General features: G+C 66.4%; 21 protein-coding genes. 14 read left to right on the forward strand and 7 right to left on the reverse strand.

Annotated elements, in window-relative coordinates; all coding sequences use genetic code 11:
- Nucleotides 1–38: 38 nt before the first annotated feature.
- The 3 genes from hisC (at nt 39) to LDO14_RS17890 (ending at nt 2,552) form a co-directional block, all read left to right on the forward strand.
- Complete coding sequence (gene hisC, locus LDO14_RS17880) at nt 39–1,157, forward strand: histidinol-phosphate transaminase (protein ID WP_223992784.1); 1,119 nt, start codon at nt 39–41, stop codon at nt 1,155–1,157.
- Between the two features lie 50 nt (nt 1,158–1,207).
- Nucleotides 1,208–1,840: a YitT family protein gene (locus LDO14_RS17885; RefSeq protein WP_018770708.1), complete on the forward strand. Its 633-nt coding sequence runs from the start codon at nt 1,208–1,210 to the stop codon at nt 1,838–1,840.
- Between the two features lie 70 nt (nt 1,841–1,910).
- A complete protein-coding gene (locus LDO14_RS17890) occupies nt 1,911–2,552 on the forward strand; it encodes an NAD(P)-binding domain-containing protein (RefSeq protein ID WP_056391642.1) in 642 nt (213 codons plus the stop codon).
- Nucleotides 2,553–2,605: 53 nt separating this feature from the next.
- Here LDO14_RS17890 and LDO14_RS17895 read toward each other — a convergent pair whose 3' ends face one another.
- Entirely contained in the window at nt 2,606–3,523 is a 918-nt protein-coding gene (locus LDO14_RS17895) for an SMP-30/gluconolactonase/LRE family protein (RefSeq protein WP_223992786.1), read from the reverse strand.
- A 156-nt stretch (nt 3,524–3,679) separates the two neighbouring features.
- Here LDO14_RS17895 and LDO14_RS17900 point away from each other — a divergent pair, with 156 nt between their 5' ends.
- Nucleotides 3,680–4,030, forward strand: a complete 351-nt coding sequence (locus LDO14_RS17900) for a hypothetical protein (RefSeq protein WP_018770711.1) — start codon at nt 3,680–3,682, stop codon at nt 4,028–4,030.
- Between the two features lie 80 nt (nt 4,031–4,110).
- On the opposite strand, the gene LDO14_RS17905 is transcribed toward LDO14_RS17900, so the two are convergent.
- Together LDO14_RS17905 and LDO14_RS17910 are read right to left on the reverse strand one after the other, a co-directional pair.
- Complete coding sequence (locus LDO14_RS17905; RefSeq protein ID WP_223992789.1) at nt 4,111–5,043, reverse strand: threonine/serine dehydratase; 933 nt, start codon at nt 5,041–5,043, stop codon at nt 4,111–4,113.
- A gap of 2 nt (nt 5,044–5,045) precedes the next feature.
- Nucleotides 5,046–5,321, reverse strand: coding sequence for a hypothetical protein (locus LDO14_RS17910; protein ID WP_018770713.1), 276 nt, complete (start codon nt 5,319–5,321; stop codon nt 5,046–5,048).
- A 116-nt stretch (nt 5,322–5,437) separates the two neighbouring features.
- Here LDO14_RS17910 and LDO14_RS17915 point away from each other — a divergent pair, with 116 nt between their 5' ends.
- The 3 genes from LDO14_RS17915 (at nt 5,438) to LDO14_RS17925 (ending at nt 9,164) form a co-directional block, all read left to right on the forward strand.
- Nucleotides 5,438–6,820, forward strand: a complete 1,383-nt coding sequence (locus LDO14_RS17915) for an SLC13 family permease (RefSeq protein WP_223992790.1) — start codon at nt 5,438–5,440, stop codon at nt 6,818–6,820.
- Nucleotides 6,821–6,983: 163 nt separating this feature from the next.
- Entirely contained in the window at nt 6,984–7,568 is a 585-nt protein-coding gene (locus LDO14_RS17920; RefSeq protein ID WP_056391648.1) for an AAA family ATPase, read from the forward strand.
- Nucleotides 7,569–7,676: 108 nt separating this feature from the next.
- Nucleotides 7,677–9,164, forward strand: a complete 1,488-nt coding sequence (locus tag LDO14_RS17925) for a C4-dicarboxylate transporter DctA (RefSeq protein ID WP_018770716.1) — start codon at nt 7,677–7,679, stop codon at nt 9,162–9,164.
- An 84-nt stretch (nt 9,165–9,248) separates the two neighbouring features.
- Here LDO14_RS17925 and LDO14_RS17930 read toward each other — a convergent pair whose 3' ends face one another.
- Both LDO14_RS17930 and LDO14_RS17935 read right to left on the reverse strand, forming a co-directional pair.
- Entirely contained in the window at nt 9,249–10,127 is an 879-nt protein-coding gene (locus LDO14_RS17930; protein WP_223992792.1) for a hypothetical protein, read from the reverse strand.
- 127 nt (nt 10,128–10,254) lie between these two features.
- Nucleotides 10,255–11,136, reverse strand: a complete 882-nt coding sequence (locus LDO14_RS17935; RefSeq protein WP_082581751.1) for an IclR family transcriptional regulator — start codon at nt 11,134–11,136, stop codon at nt 10,255–10,257.
- A 59-nt stretch (nt 11,137–11,195) separates the two neighbouring features.
- Between LDO14_RS17935 and LDO14_RS17940 the strand changes: the two genes are divergently transcribed.
- Together LDO14_RS17940 and LDO14_RS17945 are read left to right on the forward strand one after the other, a co-directional pair.
- Nucleotides 11,196–12,590, forward strand: coding sequence for an MFS transporter (locus LDO14_RS17940; protein WP_223992794.1), 1,395 nt, complete (start codon nt 11,196–11,198; stop codon nt 12,588–12,590).
- Nucleotides 12,591–12,701: 111 nt separating this feature from the next.
- Entirely contained in the window at nt 12,702–13,454 is a 753-nt protein-coding gene (locus LDO14_RS17945) for a GntR family transcriptional regulator (protein ID WP_018770720.1), read from the forward strand.
- Between the two features lie 10 nt (nt 13,455–13,464).
- On the opposite strand, the gene LDO14_RS17950 is transcribed toward LDO14_RS17945, so the two are convergent.
- Together LDO14_RS17950 and LDO14_RS17955 are read right to left on the reverse strand one after the other, a co-directional pair.
- A complete protein-coding gene (locus LDO14_RS17950; protein ID WP_018770721.1) occupies nt 13,465–13,923 on the reverse strand; it encodes a glucose PTS transporter subunit IIA in 459 nt (152 codons plus the stop codon).
- Nucleotides 13,923–14,153 carry a PTS glucose/sucrose transporter subunit IIB gene (locus LDO14_RS17955; protein WP_018770722.1) on the reverse strand — a complete coding sequence of 77 codons (231 nt, stop codon included), beginning with the start codon at nt 14,151–14,153 and terminating at the stop codon, nt 13,923–13,925. Before LDO14_RS17955 ends, LDO14_RS17950 begins: the two co-directional genes overlap by 1 nt.
- A 231-nt stretch (nt 14,154–14,384) precedes the next feature.
- Here LDO14_RS17955 and LDO14_RS17960 point away from each other — a divergent pair, with 231 nt between their 5' ends.
- The 5 genes from LDO14_RS17960 to LDO14_RS17980 all read left to right on the forward strand — a co-directional run bounded on the left by LDO14_RS17960 (nt 14,385) and on the right by LDO14_RS17980 (nt 20,071).
- Entirely contained in the window at nt 14,385–15,635 is a 1,251-nt protein-coding gene (locus tag LDO14_RS17960) for a PTS transporter subunit EIIC (protein WP_018770723.1), read from the forward strand.
- A gap of 57 nt (nt 15,636–15,692) precedes the next feature.
- Entirely contained in the window at nt 15,693–16,472 is a 780-nt protein-coding gene (gene nagB / locus LDO14_RS17965) for a glucosamine-6-phosphate deaminase (RefSeq protein WP_018770724.1), read from the forward strand.
- Entirely contained in the window at nt 16,457–17,260 is an 804-nt protein-coding gene (locus LDO14_RS17970; protein ID WP_018770725.1) for a copper homeostasis protein CutC, read from the forward strand. The genes nagB and LDO14_RS17970 overlap by 16 nt, the downstream gene beginning before the upstream one ends.
- A gap of 3 nt (nt 17,261–17,263) precedes the next feature.
- The gene (locus LDO14_RS17975; RefSeq protein WP_018770726.1) at nt 17,264–18,463 is read left to right on the forward strand and encodes an amidohydrolase family protein; all 1,200 of its coding nucleotides are present in this window, start codon (nt 17,264–17,266) and stop codon (nt 18,461–18,463) included.
- A gap of 81 nt (nt 18,464–18,544) precedes the next feature.
- Nucleotides 18,545–20,071 carry an HNH endonuclease signature motif containing protein gene (locus LDO14_RS17980; RefSeq protein ID WP_223992797.1) on the forward strand — a complete coding sequence of 509 codons (1,527 nt, stop codon included), beginning with the start codon at nt 18,545–18,547 and terminating at the stop codon, nt 20,069–20,071.
- The last annotated feature ends 22 nt before the right edge of the window (nt 20,072–20,093 follow it).

Below are 20,093 nucleotides of genomic sequence, written 5' to 3' on the forward strand. Positions count from 1 at the left end.
CACAGTTGTGTTGCGCAAACGTCCTGCGCTCCGGGAGCATGCTCTCCATGACCAGCACCCTTCCCGAAACCCAGGCACCCGAGGTCCGTACCGCCGTCGCCCAACTTCCCGCCTACTTGGCCGGCAAGAGCGCGCAGTCTGACCTGACCGCCGCCCTGGCCTCGAATGAAAGCCACTTTGCTCCCCTGCCGTCCGTCATTGAGGCAATGTCGGCCGAGGCGGGCAGGATCCACCGTTACCCAAGCATGGGTGCGGTGGAGGCGCGGGACGCCATTGCCAGGCAGTTCGGCGTCAGCGCCGGGGAAGTCGCCGCCGGACCGGGGAGCTCCGGCGTCCTGCAGCAGATCATTTCCGCAGTCTGCGGCCAGGGCGACGAGGTGGTGTACGCGTGGCGCTCCTTCGAGGCCTACCCCATCCTGGTGGCAGTGGCGGGCGCCGTTTCGGTCCCCGTGCCGCTGCTGGCCACCGAGCAGCACGATCTCCACTCCATGGCCGCGGCGATCACGGACCGCACTCGCCTGGTCATCCTGTGCTCACCCAACAACCCCACGGGTGTGTCCATCAGCCCCGCGGACCTTGCGGAGTTCCTCCGCTCCGTTCCGCCGCGGGTGCTGGTGGTACTGGACGAGGCCTACGTCGAATTCCAGCGTGGACCAGGCGTCGACTCGCTCGATTTCTACCGCCGCTACCCCAACCTGTGCATTCTGCGCACCTTCTCCAAGGCATACGGGCTGGCGGGCCTGCGGATCGGGTACGCCATTGCCCGGCCGGAAATTGCTGAGGGCCTCCGCCGGACGGCCGTCCCCTTCGGCGTGAACAGGATGGCGCAGGCGGCCGCGGTTGCTTCGCTGGCCGCCGGGGACGAAATTCTTGAGCGGACCGAGGCGGTGGCCCGGGAACGCACCCGGGTCATCGGCGCGCTACGGGACTATGGCTGGGATGTGCCGGACAGCCAGGCCAACTTCTACTGGCTGCGTGCCGACGATGATGTGCGTGTGCAGCTCGTGGACGCGTTGGCCGACGCCGACATCCTGGTGCGCGGCTACGCCGTGGACGGGGTCCGCATCACGCTGGCGGACCGGGCCACCAACGACAGGGTCCTTGCTGTCCTGGCCAACCGCGGGCGGTTCCTGCGTGAGGCGGCCGCGGCCCAGTGAGCACCACAACAGAAACACCGGCTGCCGCAACCCCTGCCCCAGCCCGGCACATGGAAGGGCCGACGGCGGCACCTTCAGCGCCGCCGTCGGCCGTCCGTCATTCCGTGGTTGAGGACGTCCTGGGCATCCTGACCGGCACCTTCGCGGCGTCGCTGGGGCTGTTCCTGCTCAAGTCGAGCGGGGCCGTGACGGGCGGCACCGCCGGCCTCGCACTGCTGCTCAGCTATTCGGTCGCACTGCCGTTTGGCGTCATCTTCTTCGCAGTGAACCTGCCGTTCTTCGCCCTGGCGGTGTGGAAGAAGGGCTGGAACTTCGCCCTCCGCACCGGCGCCGCGATCTCCCTGGTGTCCGTGATGGCCAGCCTGCACCCGGCGGCCCTGGGGTCCCTGCACATTGACCCCGTGTATGGCGTGCTGGGCGGAAACCTGCTCGCCGGCGTCGGCCTCCTGATCCTGTTCCGGCACCAGTCAAGCCTGGGCGGCTTCAACATCCTGGCCCTGCTGCTGCAGGAAAAGCTGAAATGGCGCGCAGGGTACGTGCAGATGGTGCTGGACGTGGCCATCGTCCTGGCGGCCCTGGCACTCGTTCCGCCCCTGATGGTGCTGCTGTCCGCGGCCGGCGCCACCCTCCTGAACCTGGTCCTCGCCCTGAACCACCGGCCGGGCCGGTACCTGGGAAAGTAGGCGGCTAACCGCCTATTTATTCCCTGCAGGCCGCTGAAATATCTGCGCGGGGACCTGCGTTGCCGCCCATATGACAACAATCGGAATCATCGGTGCAGGACATATTGGCAGCCAGGTTGCACGGAAGGCCGTGGAGCTGGGCTACGACGTAGTCATCAGCAACTCCCGTGGGCCCGAAACCCTCCAGGAGCTGGTTTCGGAACTTGGCCCCAGGGCGCGGGCCGCCACGCCGGCTGAAGCAGCAGCGGCCGGCGACTTCGCCGTGGTCACGGTGCCGCTGAAGAACTACAAGGACATCCCGGTGGAGCCGCTGGCCGGCAAGATTGTGATCGATACCAACAACTACTACTGGGAGCGGGACGGCAGGATCCCCGCCCTGGACAACGGCGAAGCCACCACCTCCGGTCTGCTGCAGGAGCACCTCCCGCAGTCAAAGGTGGCCAAGGGCTTCAACCACATCATGGCAAAGGACATCACCACGGACGGAACTCCGGACGGCACGGAAAACCGGCGCGCCCTGGCCACCGCCAGCGACTACCAGGAAGCCGCGGACCTGGTGACCCGGCTGTACGACGAATTCGGTTTCGACACGGTTAACGTGGGGCCGCTGTCCGAGAGCTGGCGCGTGGAGCGGGACCGTCCTGCCTACGTGAAGAGGCAGAACGCCGTTGAGCTGAAGGACAACTTGGAAAAGGCTACTCGGACTCTCTGATTCGTCCCGTCCGACAACTGGCTGGCAGTGCCTACTGCCAGCCAGTTCTGTGTTTAACGGTTCCAGGCCGGTACCAGCACCACTTCGAACGGGCTGGGCGGCTGGTTGAACTGGGCGTTGACCGCGGCGAGCGTATTCCCGAACAAGGCGACCGTTGTAGGCACATTGAAGTCGCTGCTCTTGATCGTGTCCCGTACCTCGCCGGAAGCCAGGTCGCCGGAGAGGTCGATGCGCGCTATCTGGTTCAGCTGGTTCTGGACGGCCCAAAGGTTGTCGCCGCGCACCAGGATGCCGTCAACATAAGGAACCTTGACGCCCTTGATCGCAGCGCTATCCCCGGTCCTGGGGTCCACCGTGTAGAGGGCTCCGTTGAGGGAGTGGGCCACGATGAGCATTTTGCCGTCCCGCACGGCCGCAATGCCGTTGAGGTTGAACCCCTGTTTGACGTCCGCCGCCGGGCCACTGAGCTTGAGGGTCTTCACTTTGCCCAGTTCCCCGTCCCCGCCGACCGGCAGGAAGTAGAGCTCCGCGGCGGCTGAGTTGGTGAACCAGGCCCCGTCACTGGTGAGGGTGACGTCGTTGATGAATCCCTGGGCCAGGCGGATATCGGCAACCGGCTTGCCCGTGTCGGTGTTGTAGACGAATGCCTTGCCGGTGTTGGCGCCCGCCACAAACAGCAGGTGGTGGCAGGTATCGGCCTTCATCCCGGCGGCGGCGCGGCCTGCCGGTGCATCGATGAAGCGGGTTGCCGTGCCCTTGCGGATGTCGCCGCGGAAAATATCGCCCGTGGTGAGTTCCCCTGCATAGAAAGTCCTGCCCTCCCCTGCCGCGATGCCTTCGGCGGAGGTGGCGCCGTCGAGCACTATCTCCCCGGACGGTGGAGCAGCCGACGCCGGAAGGGCAGTGGGAAGAAGCAATGAAAAAGAGGCCACGAGCCCTGCGGCGGCACCGTGGCGTACTGGATGGCGCATGCTTGTTCCTTAGTCTGGGTCGATGCGCGCGGGGCCCATCTGCGGAAGCTCCGCACGATTGGTGCTGCCAGTTTAAGCGCATGTATTGGGCTTGCGAAGGCATCGGCCTACCCAATCTGCTTACAATCGAAACCTCTGACCACTACTGAGGGACCCATGAAGAAATTCGCCACAGCCCTGTTTGCCGCCGGCCTCGTTGCCTCCGCCACGGCCTGCTCCGCCACGCACCAACTGTCCACCGCTGAAACCTGCGAGCGGATCCAGGCCGTTGTGTCGAACCCCGCCAACAACGCCGGCAAGACGGGGATGAACAACCTCGCCAACCAGATCCGACCCATCCACGCCGTTGCCTCGGACGATCTCAAGCCCGCCCTGGCCTCGATCCTGGCGTACACGGACGAGCAGGCCAAGGAAAACCCGGACAAGGACAAGCTGGCCGATCTGCAGTCGGGCTACCAGGAAGCCGGCAGCACCTACAGCAAGTTCTGCGGCCAGGCCGGCGGCTAGACAATCTTCTGAAGGGACCGGCCGCCTGCGGGACAGGCGGCCGGTCCTTTCTCTGTCTCCGGCCTATCTCTGTCTCCGGCCTAGAGCGTGGCCGGATCCGTGTTGGCGCCGCAAAGGATGACGGCAACGCGTTCGTCCTTTCCGGGCACATAGGCGCCGGAGGCGAGCGCGGCGTAGGCGGCTGCGGCACCGTGCTCCACCACGATCCGGTAGTCGTTCCACAGCGCGGAGCGGGCGGCGATGATATGTTCATCGGAGACCAGGACGCTCCCGACGCCGCAGCGGACCGCGACGGAGAAGCCGATGTCACCAACGCTACGGGCACCCAGGGAGTCCGCGGCGACGCCCGATACCGGGACGTCCACCGGTTCCCCTGCCGCCAGGGCGGCGTGGAGGGTGGGCGCAGTTTCCGGTTCCACAGCCACCACTTTGGCCAAGCCTTCGACGGCGGCGGCTACTCCCGCCATCAGGCCGCCACCGCCCACGGCCACCAGGACGGTGTCCACGTCCGGCACCTGTTCCAGCAATTCGGAGCCCACCGTCCCGGCGCCGGCGGCAATTTCCGGCTGGTCGTAGGCATGGCAGTAGATGGCGCCGGTCTTCTCTGCGTGCGCAATGGCGGCCTGGTAGGCGGCCGCGTACTCTGAACCGCCCTGGACCACGGTGGCACCGATGGCCCTGAGCTTGCCGACTTTGACGGCCGGTGCCGCTTCAGGAACGAAGACCGTTGCAGGCACCCCGAGCTGGGCCGCCGCATAGGCGTTGGCCAGGCCCGCGTTCCCGCCGGATGCAACAACCACCCCCACGTCCGCCTGCAGTTCACCCCGTTCCTTGCTGGCCAGGATCCGGTTCAGCGCGCCCCGGGCCTTGAACGTGCCCGTGTGCTGCATGAATTCGCATTTGAACCAGACCGGGCCGGCGGCGGTGCCCGCATCCGCCTGCAGGACGGGCGTCCTGCGGACAAGGCCCGCTGTCCGCTGCGCGGCCTTGTCGATGTCAGCGCGGGTGATCATTGTCAGACTTCGTCATCCCAGGCGCCCGGCTCCGCCAGCGCCTCTTCGGGCTTCTGTTCCGGGTCGGCCTCTTCGCCGCCCACATACGATGCCGGGACCGTTCCGGCAGCATGGCCCTGCTGTTCCTCGCGGATGTTGGATGCTCCCGGCTGTTCCAGGTGCTGGCCGGACTGCGGGGCCTTGGTGACGTCGTCCTTGGTTTCGTCCTTGGCCCCGTCCGGGTCGCCCGGCCCGCGGAGGTCTGCGGTGTTCTGGGGATCGTCGCTGGAAACGGTCATGGTCCTGCCTTTCACCTGGGAACTGCTGTACCGGCCGGGGAACCCCCGACCGGCTTCCAGCCTACGGTCTGGAGGTAGTCGCCGGCCCGTTCCCGCGCGATTTCCAGCAGTGTTGAGTGGAAGGCAACCTCCGCCGTCGTATCCTGCTGTGGGTGGTGGCCGGCCTGGCCATCCTGGGTGTGATTGCCCTCGTTGCCGGCGGCATGTTCAACCAGGCGGCCGCCACGGACCCGGAGCCGACCATGACCGCTGTCCAGATCATCCCGCTGGTGATCCTCGTGGTGATGTTCGTCGTCGCCACCAAATGGCCGCTGAACATCGGGGTGATGGGACTCGTCGCGTCATTCGGCGTCGGCTATTTCATGCTCGGGATGTCTGACAAGCAGATCCTCGAGGAGTTCCCGGCCACCATCGTCCTCACCATCATCGGCGTCACCTACTTCTTCAGCATGGCCCAGCGCAACGGCACCATCGAGATCATCGTCAAGGGATGTGTGCGGATTGTCCGCGGCAAGACGATGCTGCTGCCGTGGGTGTTCTTCCTGGTCGCCGCCGCGCTGACCTCGCTCGGAACGTTCTCCCCGGCCGCCATCGCGCTGCTGGCACCGGCCGCGATCGGGTTCGCTTACGAATCGCGCATCCACCCCGTGGTCATGGGCGCCTTCATCATCAACGGCGCACACGCCGGCGGATTCTCCCCGCTGTCAGTGGCCGGCGTGCTGGTCCACAACATCGCACTGAAGAACGACTTCCCGATTTCCCAGGGCGGCCTGTTCATTGCCAGCTTCGCCCTGAACCTCATCCTCTCGGTGCTGACCATCGTCCTGTTCGCCCTGATCGGCAAACTGCGCGACGGTGCCAGCGGGCTGCACGTGGACATCGACACTTCCTCCGCCGGACGCCCGCACGGCCAGCAGATCCTGACGCTGGCGCTGATCGCGGCAATGCTGGTGTGCACCCTCGGCTTCCACATGCCCATCGGCTTCGTGGCCCTCTCCGCCGGCCTCCTGCTCGCGTTCATCAACATCAAGGAACACAAGACCTTCATCGGCGGCATCTCCTGGTCCACCGTCCTGCTGGTGGCAGGCATGATCACGTACGTATCCCTGCTGGAGCACGTGGGCGTCATCGACACGCTTGCCGAGCACGCCCTGGCCCTGGGGGCTCCGCTGCTGATCGCCCTGGTCCTCTGCTACGTGATCGGTGTCGGCTCGGCCTTCGCGTCCTCCACCGCCCTGCTGACCGCCTTCATCCCGCTGGCCGGCCCACTCCTGGCCACCAGCTCGCTCAGCGCCTCCGGAACCGTGGCCGCGCTGGCCATCGCAGCCACCGTCGTCGACGTATCCCCCTTCTCCACGGACGGAGCACTCGTAGTGGCCAACGCCCGCGACGACGACCGGCAGCGCGTCTACAAGCAGCTGATGTTCTACGCAGGCGGCGTGGTGCTGGTGGCACCGGTACTGGCGTGGGCCCTGCTGGTACCCACCGGCATCATGTAGGTCCTTTTCCACCATCAGGCGGCCCGTCAGCATCTAGCGGCCCGCTTTGCTGTTCACTTCCTTGACCTGCCGCCCCGGACTCTGTCCCCCAGCTGTGAATTGCAGCTCACCCGGGACGTTGCGCCCTCCCCCGGCGTTGAACAAGGCGGCGGGAGGAGGCCGGATGATCATTGTGCTGACGGGTATCGACGGATCAGGGAAGTCGACGGCGGCCCGCGCCTTGGCGTCGTCGGTGCGGGCGGAGGGCGGCCGTGCGCTGCTCCTGAGCAACCACGCGGGCCGGCGGGTCATGTCCCTGCTGTCCGCCAGGCTGGGAGTGCGCCTGCCCGCCAAACTGGCCGACGCCGTCGAAACCGCCCTCCGGGTGGGCAACGTACTGGTATCGCACCTGCGCGCCAGCCGGTTCGACGGCCTGGTAATCATGGACCGGCACCTCCACTGCCAGCTGGCACTGCGGACCGCCAACGGATTGCCACGCGGCCGGTTCCTTCCGTGGCTGCTGGCCCGCCTGCCGGAACCGGACGCCATCTTCCATCTGGACATCGACCCCGTCGAGGCGCACCACCGCATCATTGTCCGGGGCACTGACTCAGAGAGCCTTGATGACCTCGCCGCATTCCAGTCGGGATACCGGGACCTGCCGGAGTACGCGCGCTTCGTGAAGCTGGACGCCTCCGTCCCCGCACAGCAGTTGATGGCCGAGTTGCGCTCACGACTCGACGGGGTCGCAGTCACAAACACTATTTAACATTCCACATAGCGGAATTTGGTTTTCCTCTTGCGGAATTAGTGTGACGAGGATTACGTTGGAAACGGCCCCGAAAACGGGCTGTTCCCGATTGATAGGCAAAGGTCAATGAAGATCCCAAACCCTGAGGCACTGAAGGCGAGTTCGGTGCCCGCGAAGAGGAAGCCGCTGTACAAGTCGCTCTTCTTCCAGATTCTGATCGCCGTCGTGGCAGGTGTCCTCATCGGGCATTTCTGGCCGGACCTTGGATCACAACTGAGGCCGCTCGGAGATGGCTTCATCAAACTCATCAAAATGATCATCGCGCCGCTGATCTTCCTGGTGATCGTTACCGGAATTTCAGCCGTAGGCGACGTCAAGGCGGTCGGAAGGGTTGGGGTAAAGGCCCTGCTCTACTTCACGGGAGCAACCCTGTTCGCCCTGGTCTTCGGACTCATTGTGGGAAACATCGTCCAGCCCGGAGCCGGCCTGAACATCGACCCGTCGACGCTCTCCCAGGCAGACCTGGACGCAAAGACCGGGTCCGCGGCACCCAAGGATGCAGCGTCCTTCATTCTGGACATCATCCCGGCCAGCGTCATCGGCGCATTTGCCAGCAACAGCCTCCTGCAAGTGCTCTTCTTCTCAGTGTTTTTTGGTGCTGCCATCGTAGTGATCGGGCGCGAAAAGTGCCTGCCGGTCATCAACGTCATGGAAACCATCCTGGAACTGATCTTCAAGATCATGGCATGGATCATGAAGGTCGCCCCGCTGGGCGCCTTCGGCGCCATGGCATTCATCATCGGCCAGTACGGGCTGGATACCCTGAGCACCTACGCGGTCCTGATCGCAGCCTGCTACGGCGCCGCTTTGGTCTTCATCGGCCTGCTGTTCGTCGTGGCCTGGGGGTTTGCCCGGGTGCCGCTCTGGCAGTTCCTGAAGTACACGCGGGAGGAGTTCCTCCTGGCCCTGGGCACCGCATCAACCGAAGCGGTGATGCCCAGGATCATGACCAAACTGACCAACGCGGGCTGCTCCCGTGCCACCACCGGCCTTGTGGTGCCCACCGGTTACTCCTTCAACCTCGATGGGGCCGCGATCTACCTTTCGATCTCCCTGCTGTTCCTGGCCCAGGCCTTCGGCCACCACCTTGACCTTGGCCAACAGCTGGCCGCCCTTGGCGTACTGCTGCTGACGTCCAAGGGCATGGCGGGAGTTCCCGGCTCCTCGTTCCTCGCACTTTCCGCCACTGCTGCAGCACTGGGTATCTTCCCGGTGGCCGGCGTGGCACTGCTCCTTGGCGCAGACCGGCTCATGGACTCAATGCGCGTCGTAGTCAACCTGCTGGGCAACTGTGTTGCCACCTTCGTTGTCTCGAAGTGGGAAGGCCAGTTTGACCGCAGCGTCATGCTGCGCGCCTTCAAGGGTGAGATCACCAACCACGACTCTGCGATCCTGCTGGGCAAGGAAGAGGATTTTGAGGGGCAGGAGCTGCAGCGGCTTACAGCGGGACAGGACCCATCACCGAAGTTCCGGGGCGCACCAACACGGGAGGTCGTCTCCGAGTTGCCGGAAAACACAAGCGCCAGCGTCGGCTTGAGCGGCAAAGCCAAGTAGGGCGCCGGGCAACGAGAGAACGGGGCGGGCCAGGACAGTAATTGTCCTGGCCCGCCCCGTTTCAATATTGCGGAGTTGGTGCCGCTACCGCGACGCCGTCGGGGAGGCCGACGACGAGGAACCGCTGCCCGAGGTCATCGTCGCCGACGAGGTGGACGAGGCAGTGGACGACGCCGAGCTGCCCGGCGATGACGTGCCGGAAGAACCGGACGAGCTGGTGGAGGTGGGGCTGGACGTTGCGCCGCCTTCGGCCTTCTTCAACACGTCGTTAATGAGCTCCTCAAGCTCCTTCTGGTCCTTGTCGCCCAGATCGGTGCCGCCCTTGGTGGCAACCACCAACAGGCGCCCCTGGGCAGCGGAAACCTGCATCAGCTTCTGCTGGTTGTCGCCGCTGCGGGTGCTGACGGTTGCGAAGGTCTCATCAGCGTCAGTGTCCGCCTTCAGCTCCTGGCTGGAAACGTCGTACTTCTGGCCAAGGGCGGAGACCGAGAATTTGGCGCACTGGTTCATCTTGCCGCTGATGTCACTCAGTGTCTTGACGGCGTCGGGGCCCTGGCTGCCGGACTGTGCTGACAGCGTGCGCGGCTGGTTGCCCTCGGAAAGCGCCACGGCTACGTCGCCGCTTTCCACCTTGTCCAGCAAGCCGGCGGTGGCGATGTCCTTGCAGTCCTTGGGGTCGATGGTTGCCGTGCTCATGAGCAGGTTGGCAATGTTTCCGCCCTGGTCAACCTGCTCCTTGGAGTACAGCTTGAGTTCGTTGCCGTCAGCGTCCTTCATGCCCGAAATGAGGTCGCGGAGCTCGTCCTCCGAGTACACCTTGGCGTTGGCGGTTTGGCTGGCAGAGGCGGATGCCGACGTCGTTGCCGTGCCTGACGGGCTGGCAGTTCCGCCGCCTCCTCCCGAACAGCCGGCCAAGGCCAGCATCGCCGCAGTTACCACTCCAAGCGCAGAAACTTTTCGCATCAGGGTTAACCTCCGAAATAGACAGCATGCTTAGTAGTTTCAAGCGTAAAGGGTGAAAGGCGGGACGCAAATAACGGAACGGTCTCAAAACCGGCGGGATTGGCGAGCGCCGGGAGGACGCCAAGTGTCAGGCCGGGGGGTGGCCCGGCTCCTGGAGCTGCGGGTGCCGCCATGCTCCGCTGGCCTTCGCCTGGTGGCCGAGGCTTCGCGAGATGGCCCGCGCGGCGGCCCTGACCAGCGGCACCAGCTCATGCGCCGGCGTCTGGGCATCCGGGACCACAATGGACAATGCAGCCACTACATCGCCGGCAGCCCCATGAATGGGTGCGGCGACGGAGACAGTGCGGGAGGGATGGTCCCGCCGAACCACTGCGACGCCGGATTGCCTTACGTTTGCCAGGACACCGCGAAGCCGGGCCGCCGGGAGACTCCCGGCACCCGAAACACTGCCCGGCACCCCTGGGGGCGCCGGCTGCGAAAGCAGTTCCTGCAGCAGCTCCGGAGCGGCGTGGGCCAGCAGGACCTGCCCGACGGCGGTGGTCCCCAGCGGCATGCGTCCGCCAACCCGGTAAGCCACCTCCGTCGCGGTCCGGGAAGAGAGCCGATCGATCAGGACCGCGTCCGTGCCTTCGCGGACGGCAAGCAGCACGTGATGCCGGGTGACCTCGTACAGATCCTCAAGGTAAGGCAGGGCGATTTGCCGCACCCCGTGGCCCCGCGGCGAGAGCGAGGCAATTTCCCAGAGGCGCACACCCACCACGTAGCGGCCGTCCTCGAGGCGTTCCAGCGCGCCCCACTCCGTCAGGTGCCGCACCAGCCGCAGGGCCGTGGCAGGGGCAAGTCCGGCCTGGCGGGAAAGTTCGGACAGATTCAGGGCACGGCGCTGTTCCGTAAACTGGGCAAGAAGGCTCAGAGCCCGCACCAGTACGGGCGTGCCCGGAAGACCCGTGGCGGCCTCTGTGGGCGCGGCGGCTGCCGCCCTGCCCGCTCCCGCCATCTCTGCCTCCATCCGTTGCGTCCTTCAAGACTGGGCGGTGTGGGCCCCGCCACAAAGAGGCTTTTCACCCAGTGAAAAGACCGTTCGCAGGGCTGCTGCAGCAGGCCAAGCTGATGGACGTCCCGCAGGCATACAGCCAGCGTCCCTTGACCCGATTGGAATCAATGATGAACTCCAATGCCCCCAGCAAATCCCTGGCCGGTATCTTCGTGCTGTGCTGGCTTGGCCTGCTCGCCGACGGCTACGACCTCTACGTCTACGGCGCCACCCTCCCCGCCCTGATCGGGCAGCCGCCCTTCAATGTCACGCCCGCCGCGGCAGGCGCGGTGGGCTCGTTGGCGCTGGTGGGGATGCTGCTCGGTTCACTCATCGTGGGTACGCTCACGGACCGGCTTGGCCGCCGCCGGATCTTTGTGTCCGCCCTGGCGTTGTTCTCGCTGGCCATGCTCGCCTGCGCCATGGCACCCAGCTGGGAGCTCTTCGCAGCGTTCCGCTTCATCGCCTGCTTCGGCGTGGGCGGCCTGCTGCCGACGGCGGTAGCCCTCACCAATGAATTCGCGCCGCCGGGGAAGAAGTCACTGGTCCTCGGTGCGGTGCTGACCGGGCCGGCAACGGGTACTGTTGCCGCTTCGCTGACGTCCCTCGCTGTCCTGGAGTCCAGTGGTTTCCGCCCGGTGTACGCGATCGGTGCCGCAGGGCTGCTGATCGTTCCCTTCGCCTGGTTCCTGCTGCCGGAGTCACCGTCGTTCCTGCGGACCCGGTCCCGCACCGCAGAGGCCGACAGCATCGAGGCCGCCTACGGGCTGCCCCGCACCACGGAAGTCCCGGCCACAGCCGTGCGGGTCTCTCCCACGCGCGCCCTCTTCGCCAACGGCACCGGCAAGACCACAGTCCTGCTGTGGGGCATCACTCTCCTGAGCCTGCTGACCATCTTTGGCGTCAGCACGTGGCTGCCGCAGATCATGCGCACTGCCGGGTTCGGCGTCGGATCCTCTGTGTCATTCCTGCTGGCCTACTCGGTGGGTGCCGTGGTCGGCACCGTCCTGGCATCTGTGGCCAGCCAGAAGTTCGGGCCCGGGCCGCTGGTGGTGGTGGGGTTCGCCAGTGCATCGGCAGCCCTGCTCCTGATGTCCGCCAACCCGCCGGCCGCGCTCATGACGGTGCTCGCCGCCGTCGCAGGTTTCGGCGGCCTGGGCACGCAGAACATGATCAACGACTACATCGCCCAGTTCTACCCTGCCGCCACCCGCGCCACCGGCCTTGGCTGGGCACTTGCTGTGGGACGCATCGGAGCCATCGCAGGCCCAACCTACGGCGCACTGCTGGTGGGCTTAGGCGGCGGCGTCCCCGTAGCCGCCATTGCCTTCGCGGCGCCCGCCCTGCTGGGTGCGGTGCTCATGCTCGCACTGCGCACCAGGGCAGTACGGCAGCCTGCCGCGCCCCGCGATGCGGAACTGGTGCGCTAACGCCCGGCCCGGCAACAAAGGTGGCCGGGCGGCCCCCCGCGGCCCGCGCCTGTGGAATAATCCAAGCAGGTGGTCCGGACCGGACTTATCCAGCAGCAGGAGGGGCCTCAATTGTCCGCCACATCAAGGAGCACCGCCGGAGCGGCGGCCACGGCCATCAATAACACCCAGGTCCCCAAGCACGAGCAGCTGCGGTTGATCATACTCAAGCTCGCCAAAGAGGAACTGGAGCCCGGCGCCCGGCTTCCCAGCGAGCGGACGCTCATGGACTCCTACGGTGTCAGCCGCATTACAGTCCGCGCCGCCATCGGCCGCCTGGTCAACGAGGGGCACCTGGTCCGGGTTCCGGCGAAGGGTACTTTCGTGGCGGATTCCCCAGTGCAGTCAACACTCCACCTGGCCTCGTTCACGCAGGAAATGGAGGCGATGGGACACGTGCCCAGTACGGTGGTGCTGGTGGCCGAAGCGGGCGCTGCCCCCGCGGATACGGCAGAGGCGCTCAGCCTGCCGCCGGGCTCCGAGGCCATCCACTTGAAGCGCCTCCGCCTGGCAGACGGCCGGCCGGTCAGCGTGGATGACGCCTGGTACAACCCCGAACATGCCCGCGGCCTTCTGGACATCGACCTGACCGGCTCGGTTTACAAAGCCCTCGCCGCGCAGTTCGGGCACCAGATCGACAGGGCACGGCAGAGCGTGCGGTCCGAGGGCGCCCCCGCGGATGTGGGGGCGCTCCTCGGAACCGGCACGGGGGCGCCGGTGCTGGCCTTCGACCGGGTGTCCTATTCAGGCCCCCTTGCCATCGAACATTCACGTTCGTGGTACCGCTCCGACCGCTACTCGCTGAACATGGAAGTCCGGCTCTAGAAGCCAACCCCTAGTCCAGCGAGAACAGCTCCTGGCCGGCGGTGACCGTGCCGGCTCCAGTAAGCGTTGCCACGTCCGGCTTGGTATCGAGGACGACGACGGGACTCACCATCGAGTAACCTGCCGCAAGGGCGGCGGTGGGATCGACACGCATGACGGCAGCGCCGGCGTCGACAGTGTCGCCTTGGGCAATCAGAAGCTTAAAGCCTTCGCCTTTGAGCTTGACCGTATCGATGCCCACATGGGTGAGGACGCCGCGCCCCGAGGACTCAACCACAACAAAGGCGTGCGGCAGCAGCTTGACCACCTTTCCCGCTACGGGGGACACGACGTCGAACATCTCGCCCGCCGGCGGTTCCACTGCGGCCCCGGAACCCACCATCTGGCCGGCGAACACAGGGTCCGGGACTTCGGCAAGGCGAATTACGGTACCCGCGATGGGTGCCAGCACCACCAGGGACTGACCCACTAGAGGAGGTCCTCGATGTCTTCGGCCAGGTTGTCGGCCTCCGGGCCAACAATGACCTGGACAGCCGTGCCGGAGGTCAGCACGCCGTGGGCTCCGGCGGCCTTCAAGGAGGCCTCGTTCACGAGGGAACCATCTTTAACCTCCGTGCGAAGGCGGGTAATGCAGGCTTCAATCTCCACGATGTTGCCGGCGCCGCCCAGTCCTTCAATGATCTTTTCTGCTTTGGACATGGTTGCCCTTTCTGATGGTGCCCGCTGGGAGCACTGCTTCCTCACCGGGGCCGGCGGCCCAAGTGCGACCAATTATGGCTTCCACCACCGGCCTTTTGAATGGCCCGGCGGGATTTCCCATTGCCTTGACAGGTACTCGTGGGATGAATCACACTGAACTGGTCATAACCAGACAGTACCGGCTGGAACCCCTCCTTTACAAGCCCCACCCGAACCCGCAGAGGTGCAACCATGTCAACATCCGAGACCGCCGCCTTGGCTCCCGAAAAGAAGCCAAACAAGGCGTTTGCCACACTGCAGCGCCTGGGCCGCACCCTGATGCTGCCCATCGCCGTTCTTCCCGCCGCAGGCATCCTGCTGCGCATTGGCCAGGCCGACCTGCTTGGCGCCATTCCTGGATTCGAAGGCGGCGCCGCCGTCATCTCCGCAGCCGGCAATGCGGTCTTCACCTGGCTGCCGCTCATTTTTGCGGTGGGCATTGCCATCGGCTGGGCCAAGAAGGCTGATGGTTCCACTGCTTTGGCCGCCGTCGTTGGCTACATGGTGATCGACGGCGTCTTCAAGGCCATGTCCCCGCTGGTCCTGGCAGGACAGGTTGACCCGGCCGGCAAGCAGGCGATGATCAATTACGGCGTCTTGGCCGGCATTGTGGTGGGCCTGCTTTCCGCATCACTGTGGCAGCGCTTCTACCGCACAAAACTGCCGGACTTCCTTGGATTCTTCAGCGGCCGCCGCCTGGTGCCCATCCTGACCTCCGTTTCCAGCCTGGTAGCCGGCGTCGTCCTTGCCTTGGCCTACCCGCTCTTCAACGCCGGCCTTTCCGCGGTGGGCCAGGCCGTGGCCAGCAATGCTGTTGCCGGCGGCGGGATCTACGGCTTCGCCAACCGCATGTTGATCCCCGCGGGACTGCACCACATCCTGAACTCCGGCGTCTGGTTCCTCATCGGCGACTACACCGACGCCTCGGGCCACCTGGTCCGCGGTGACCTCAACCGCTTCTTCGCCGGAGACCCCAGCGCGGGCATCTTCATGACCGGCTTCTTCCCCATCATGATGTTCGGCCTGCCTGCAGCAGCGCTTGCCATCTGGCGCCACGCCAAGCCCTCGCAGAAGAAGATCGTCGGCGGCATCATGCTCTCCACCGCACTGACCGCCTTCTTCACCGGCATCACCGAACCGCTTGAGTACTCCTTCATGTTCGTGGCCTTCCCGCTCTACATCGTCCACGCCGTCCTGACCGGAACGTCCATGGCCCTGGTCAACGCGCTGGGAATCCATCACGGGTTCACATTCTCTGCAGGCCTGATCGACTTTGTCCTCAACTTCGGCAAATCACAGAACGGCTGGCTGCTCATCCCCATAGGACTTGGCTACGCGGCGATCTACTACTTCCTCTTCTCCTTCGTCATCAAGCGCTGGAATCTGCGCACCCCCGGCCGCGAGGACGACGAAGTCACCGTGGAGACCGACGCCGCCAAGTAGCGCCACCCCGTTTTCATCCCCATCTCCCGCAACTGCAACCGGAAGCACCCAGAGCGCATGGAAATCATCATCCTTCCCACCCCTGACGACGTGGCCCGCACGGCCGCTGATGCCATCGAGGACCAGGTCCGCCGCGGCCCGTCCGTCCTGGGACTGGCCACCGGGTCCACCCCGCTGGGCACCTACCAGGAACTTATCGAACGGCACCGCAGCGGCGGCCTGAGCTTCGCGCAGGCCCAGGCGTTCCTGCTGGACGAGTACGTGGGACTGCCTGCCGGGCATCCGCAGTCATACCACTCGGTCATCCGGGAGGAATTCACGACCAGCGTGGACTTCGGCGACGGCGCGGTCCGCGGACTGGACGGCATGGCCCGGGATCCGCAGGCGGAGGCCGCCGCTTACGAGGCCCGGATCGCCGCCGCGGGCGGCGTGGATATCCAGATTCTGGGCATCGGGACGGATGGCCATGTGGGCTTCAATGAACCCATGTCCTCGCTGGCCTCCCGTACGCGGATCAAGACGCTCACCCGGCAGACGCGCCTGGACAACGCCCGCTTCTTTGATGCACCGGAGGAGGTGCCGGACCATGTGCTGACCCAGGGCCTGGGAACCATCCGTGAGGCCCGGCACCTGCTGCTGCTGGCCACGGGGGAGGCCAAGGCAGAGGCTGTGGCTGCCGCCGTCGAAGGTCCCGTAGCGGCCATCTGCCCGGCGTCGGCCCTCCAGCTGCACCCGCACGTCTCGGTACTGGTGGACGAGGCCGCAGCCTCCCGGCTCGCCCACCGCGAGTATTACCACGACACCTTCGGCCGGAAGCCGGCATGGCAGGGACTCTGAGCGGCAGGCTTGTGTCCGTGGAAGGCACCGCGCCGCAGTTTGAGCTGGCCGTGGAGAATGCCGACGGCGTCCGGCTGGCCGCCGCCGTGGGCGCGGCCCGGGTTGAACTGTGCGCCGCCCTGGCGGAGACAGAGGGCGTCACGCCAAGCATCGGCACCATCGGGCAGGCGTGCGGCCTGGGCCTTCCCGTCCATGTCCTGGTGCGTCCGCGGCCGGGCAACTTCACCTATTCGCCCGGCGAGCTCGATGTCATTGAGCGCGATGCCGCTGCGGCTTTGGGTGCCGGAGCCGCGGGCGTGGTGGTTGGTGTCCTGGCATCCGACGGCGGCCCGGATGTCCAGGCAATCCGGCACATTGTGGCAGCAGCGCGGGCCGTGAGGCCGGATGCCGAAGTCACGTTCCACCGCGCGTTCGACGCAGCCCTGGCCGCCGGCCTGGACCCTGCCGGGGCGCTCTCCCGGCTGGAGCACGCAGGGGTGGACCGGGTCCTCACCAGTGGTGGGGCCCCCGACTGCGCCGCGGGGCTGGAGATGCTGCGCAGGATTGTGCGGCAGGGACGCCGGAGTGCTCCCTCGGTCCAGATCATGGCCGGTGGGGGTGTCACCCTGGCGCTGGTACCGTCGCTCCTTGAAGCGGGAGTCCATGCCGTGCACACGTCGGCGCGGCCCCGGCAAGGGGGCGGGGCGGGCGGGGACCGCGCCGGCGCCGCGGACCACGGACTGGCCGCCCGCATGGCTGCCGCCGTGGCGGCCGTGCCGCTGCCCCAACCGACGAACGAAGGACGGTAAACGATGGGCAAGGAACTGTTTCTTCGCGGCCGCATCGTCACCGCCTCGCTGGATATTGCGGACGGGGTGGTGGCGGCCGACGGCGGCCTGGTCACTTTCGCGGGCCCGGCGCAGGACTTCCCCGGGGTACTTCCGCCGGACGCACCCGGCGGACGCATCCTGGTGCCCGGACTGGTGGACGTGCACTGCCATGGCGCCTACGGTTCGGATTTCTCGGAGGGCGATCCCGACGGCGCCGAGCGGGCGGCACGCTACCTGCACAGCCGCGGGACCACCACGCTGCTGGCCAGCCTGGTTACCGGAGAGCCCGGGGACCTGGTCCGGAACCTGGAGATACTGCGGGAGCTGGCAGGCCTGGGGCTGATTGCCGGATCGCACCTGGAAGGTCCGTTCCTCTCAGGCCAGCAGTGTGGCGCGCACGATCCCGTCCTGCTCCTGGAACCGGATCCTGAGGTGGTGGCCCGCATGCTGGCCGCGGCAGGGCCAACCCTGGCCTCCATGACCTTGGCGGCCGAGCTGCCCGGCGCCTCCGAACTCGCCGCCCAGCTTGCGGCCCGCGGCATCATCCCATCCCTGGGCCACACCGCCGCGGACCATGCGACGGCGGCAGCCTTCCTGGCGCGCGCGGCCGCGGCTTTGGACTCGGCCGGCAATTCCACCGGCAGGAACCGCCCAACGGTAACCCACCTGTTCAATGCCATGCCTCCGCTTCACCACCGCTCCCCCGGGCCAGTATCGGCGAGCCTCAGCGCAGCCAAGGCCGGGCAGGCTGTGGTGGAGCTGATTGCCGATGGCGTGCATCTGGCACCGGAAACCGTGAAGTTGGTGTTTGACCTTGTGGGGCCGCACAACATCACGCTGGTGACCGATTCGATGGCCGCCACCGGGCTGGAGGACGGACAGTACAGGCTGGGGTCCCTCTCCGTCACAGTTGCCGGCGGCGTAGCCCGGGTTGACGCCACTGGCGCCATTGCCGGCGGCACCAGCACGTTGCTGGACGTCATCCGCTCCTGCGTTGCTGCCGGAGTTCCGTTGCGGGATGCCGTCACCTCCGCGTCGGCAGTCCCGGCATCGTTGCTGGGTCTCTCGGCGTATGCGGGCGACCTGCGCGCCGGAATGCAGGCCGACGTCGTCGTTCTTGACCAGGACCTGAACCTGAAGGCAGTGCTGCGAAGCGGCGAATGGGTCACCGCACCCGGCTGAGCTGCATTGCGGCGATGGGCGTCTGCTGCCGTGGCCTACCCACGACCTATTATTGTCAGTGCCTCGTAGGACGATGTTTTTATGGAAATCAGTACTGACCTGGCGGCGGTGATGGAGGGCGTTCGTGCCTCCGTTGCTGCGTTGGATGTACTGGTTCTGGAAGACGCTTCCCTCGATTCAGCTGGTTTGGGGGCCGTCGCAGGTGCCGCTGTTGATGTGTTGCAGCGGCGGTACGAGTTGTGTCTGGAGCGGTTGGCGGCCGTGTGGCGGTTGGAGGCTCAGCTCGCGGCGGTCAAAGCTCGTGATGCCGTGGAGTGCGTCGGTTTCCAGCAGGCACTCCTTGCCCCCGACGCCCCCGCCCAGGACCGCACCTACGCCGAGATGTCCGCGGTGGAGGAGATCGCCGGTGTCCTGACCGTCAGTTCCGCGGCCGCAGGCGGGTTGGTGGAACAATCCCGCCGGGTGTGTTCCCTGCCGCCGCTCCTGGGCGCCCTGTCAGCCGGTGACCTGTCGTGGCAGCATGCCAGGATTGTCGCCGACGAAACCGAAGGGCTCACCCCTGACGGGGCTGCTGCCTTGGTGGCGCACTTCTTCGACCCCGACGCCCCCAACCCCGCCCGCGGCGCCGCGCCCGGTGAACTCGTCCCCGCCCGGTTCCGCGCCAAGGTCCGCGCCTGGCGGGAACGCCACCACCCCGAAACCCTCGAAAAACGCCACGCCAAAGGCGTCGCGGACCGGCGGATGGAATACACCCCGGACCGCGACGGCATGGCCTGGCTCTCGCTCTACCTCCCCGGTGACACCGCCTGCGCCATCTGGAACCGCACCACCGCCACCGCCCGCGGCCTGCAGGGCCCTGACGAGCCCCGCACCCTCACCCAACTCCGCCCCGACATCGCAGCAGCACTCCTCCTCGGCACCGGAAACGCCACGGCCACCGGTGAGGCTGCTGTGGGTGGGGCTGCACGGGCTACTGGTGATGCTGCGGGAACGGGCGCAGGCAGCGTTTCCGGCATAGGGAGCACTGGTGGTGTTGGCAAGGTCCCCACCCCGCGGGCCGATGTCCTGGTCACCGTCCCGGTCTTCGCCCTGCTCGGACTCACCGATGAGCCGGCGGTGCTGGACGGCCTTGGCCCGATCCCGGCGTCGATGGCGCGGAGGCTTGTCGCGGACGGGGCGGAGTCGTTCTACCGCGTCCTGGTCGACCCCCGCGACGGGGCACCCCTGGAGATCGGACGCACCCGCTACCGGCTCCCCGAAACCATCAAACAATGGATCCGCATGCGGGACGGAAAATGCACCTTCCCCGGCTGCAGCAACCACACCCCCGACAACCACACCGACCATGGCACAGCCTGGGACCACGGCGGCAGAACAGACGTCCGGAACCTGGCGCAGCTTTGCCCCAAACATCACCGTTTGAAGCACGCCCGCGCCTGGAACCCGGATCCCGCGACGGAACACGGACCACCCGGCTGGACCTCACCCACAGGCCGCCACTACAACCCCGAACACCAAGACCCCCAACCAACCCACTGGCCGCCAGGCACCCTCCCGGGGCAACGAAGCCTCCTAGAGGAAGCGCTCCTGGAGCGCCTCGCCGTCTAAGACTGGCCACGTAGGTTGAGAC

Source organism: Arthrobacter sp. NicSoilB11, from assembly GCF_019977375.1.
Lineage (GTDB): Bacteria > Actinomycetota > Actinomycetes > Actinomycetales > Micrococcaceae > Arthrobacter.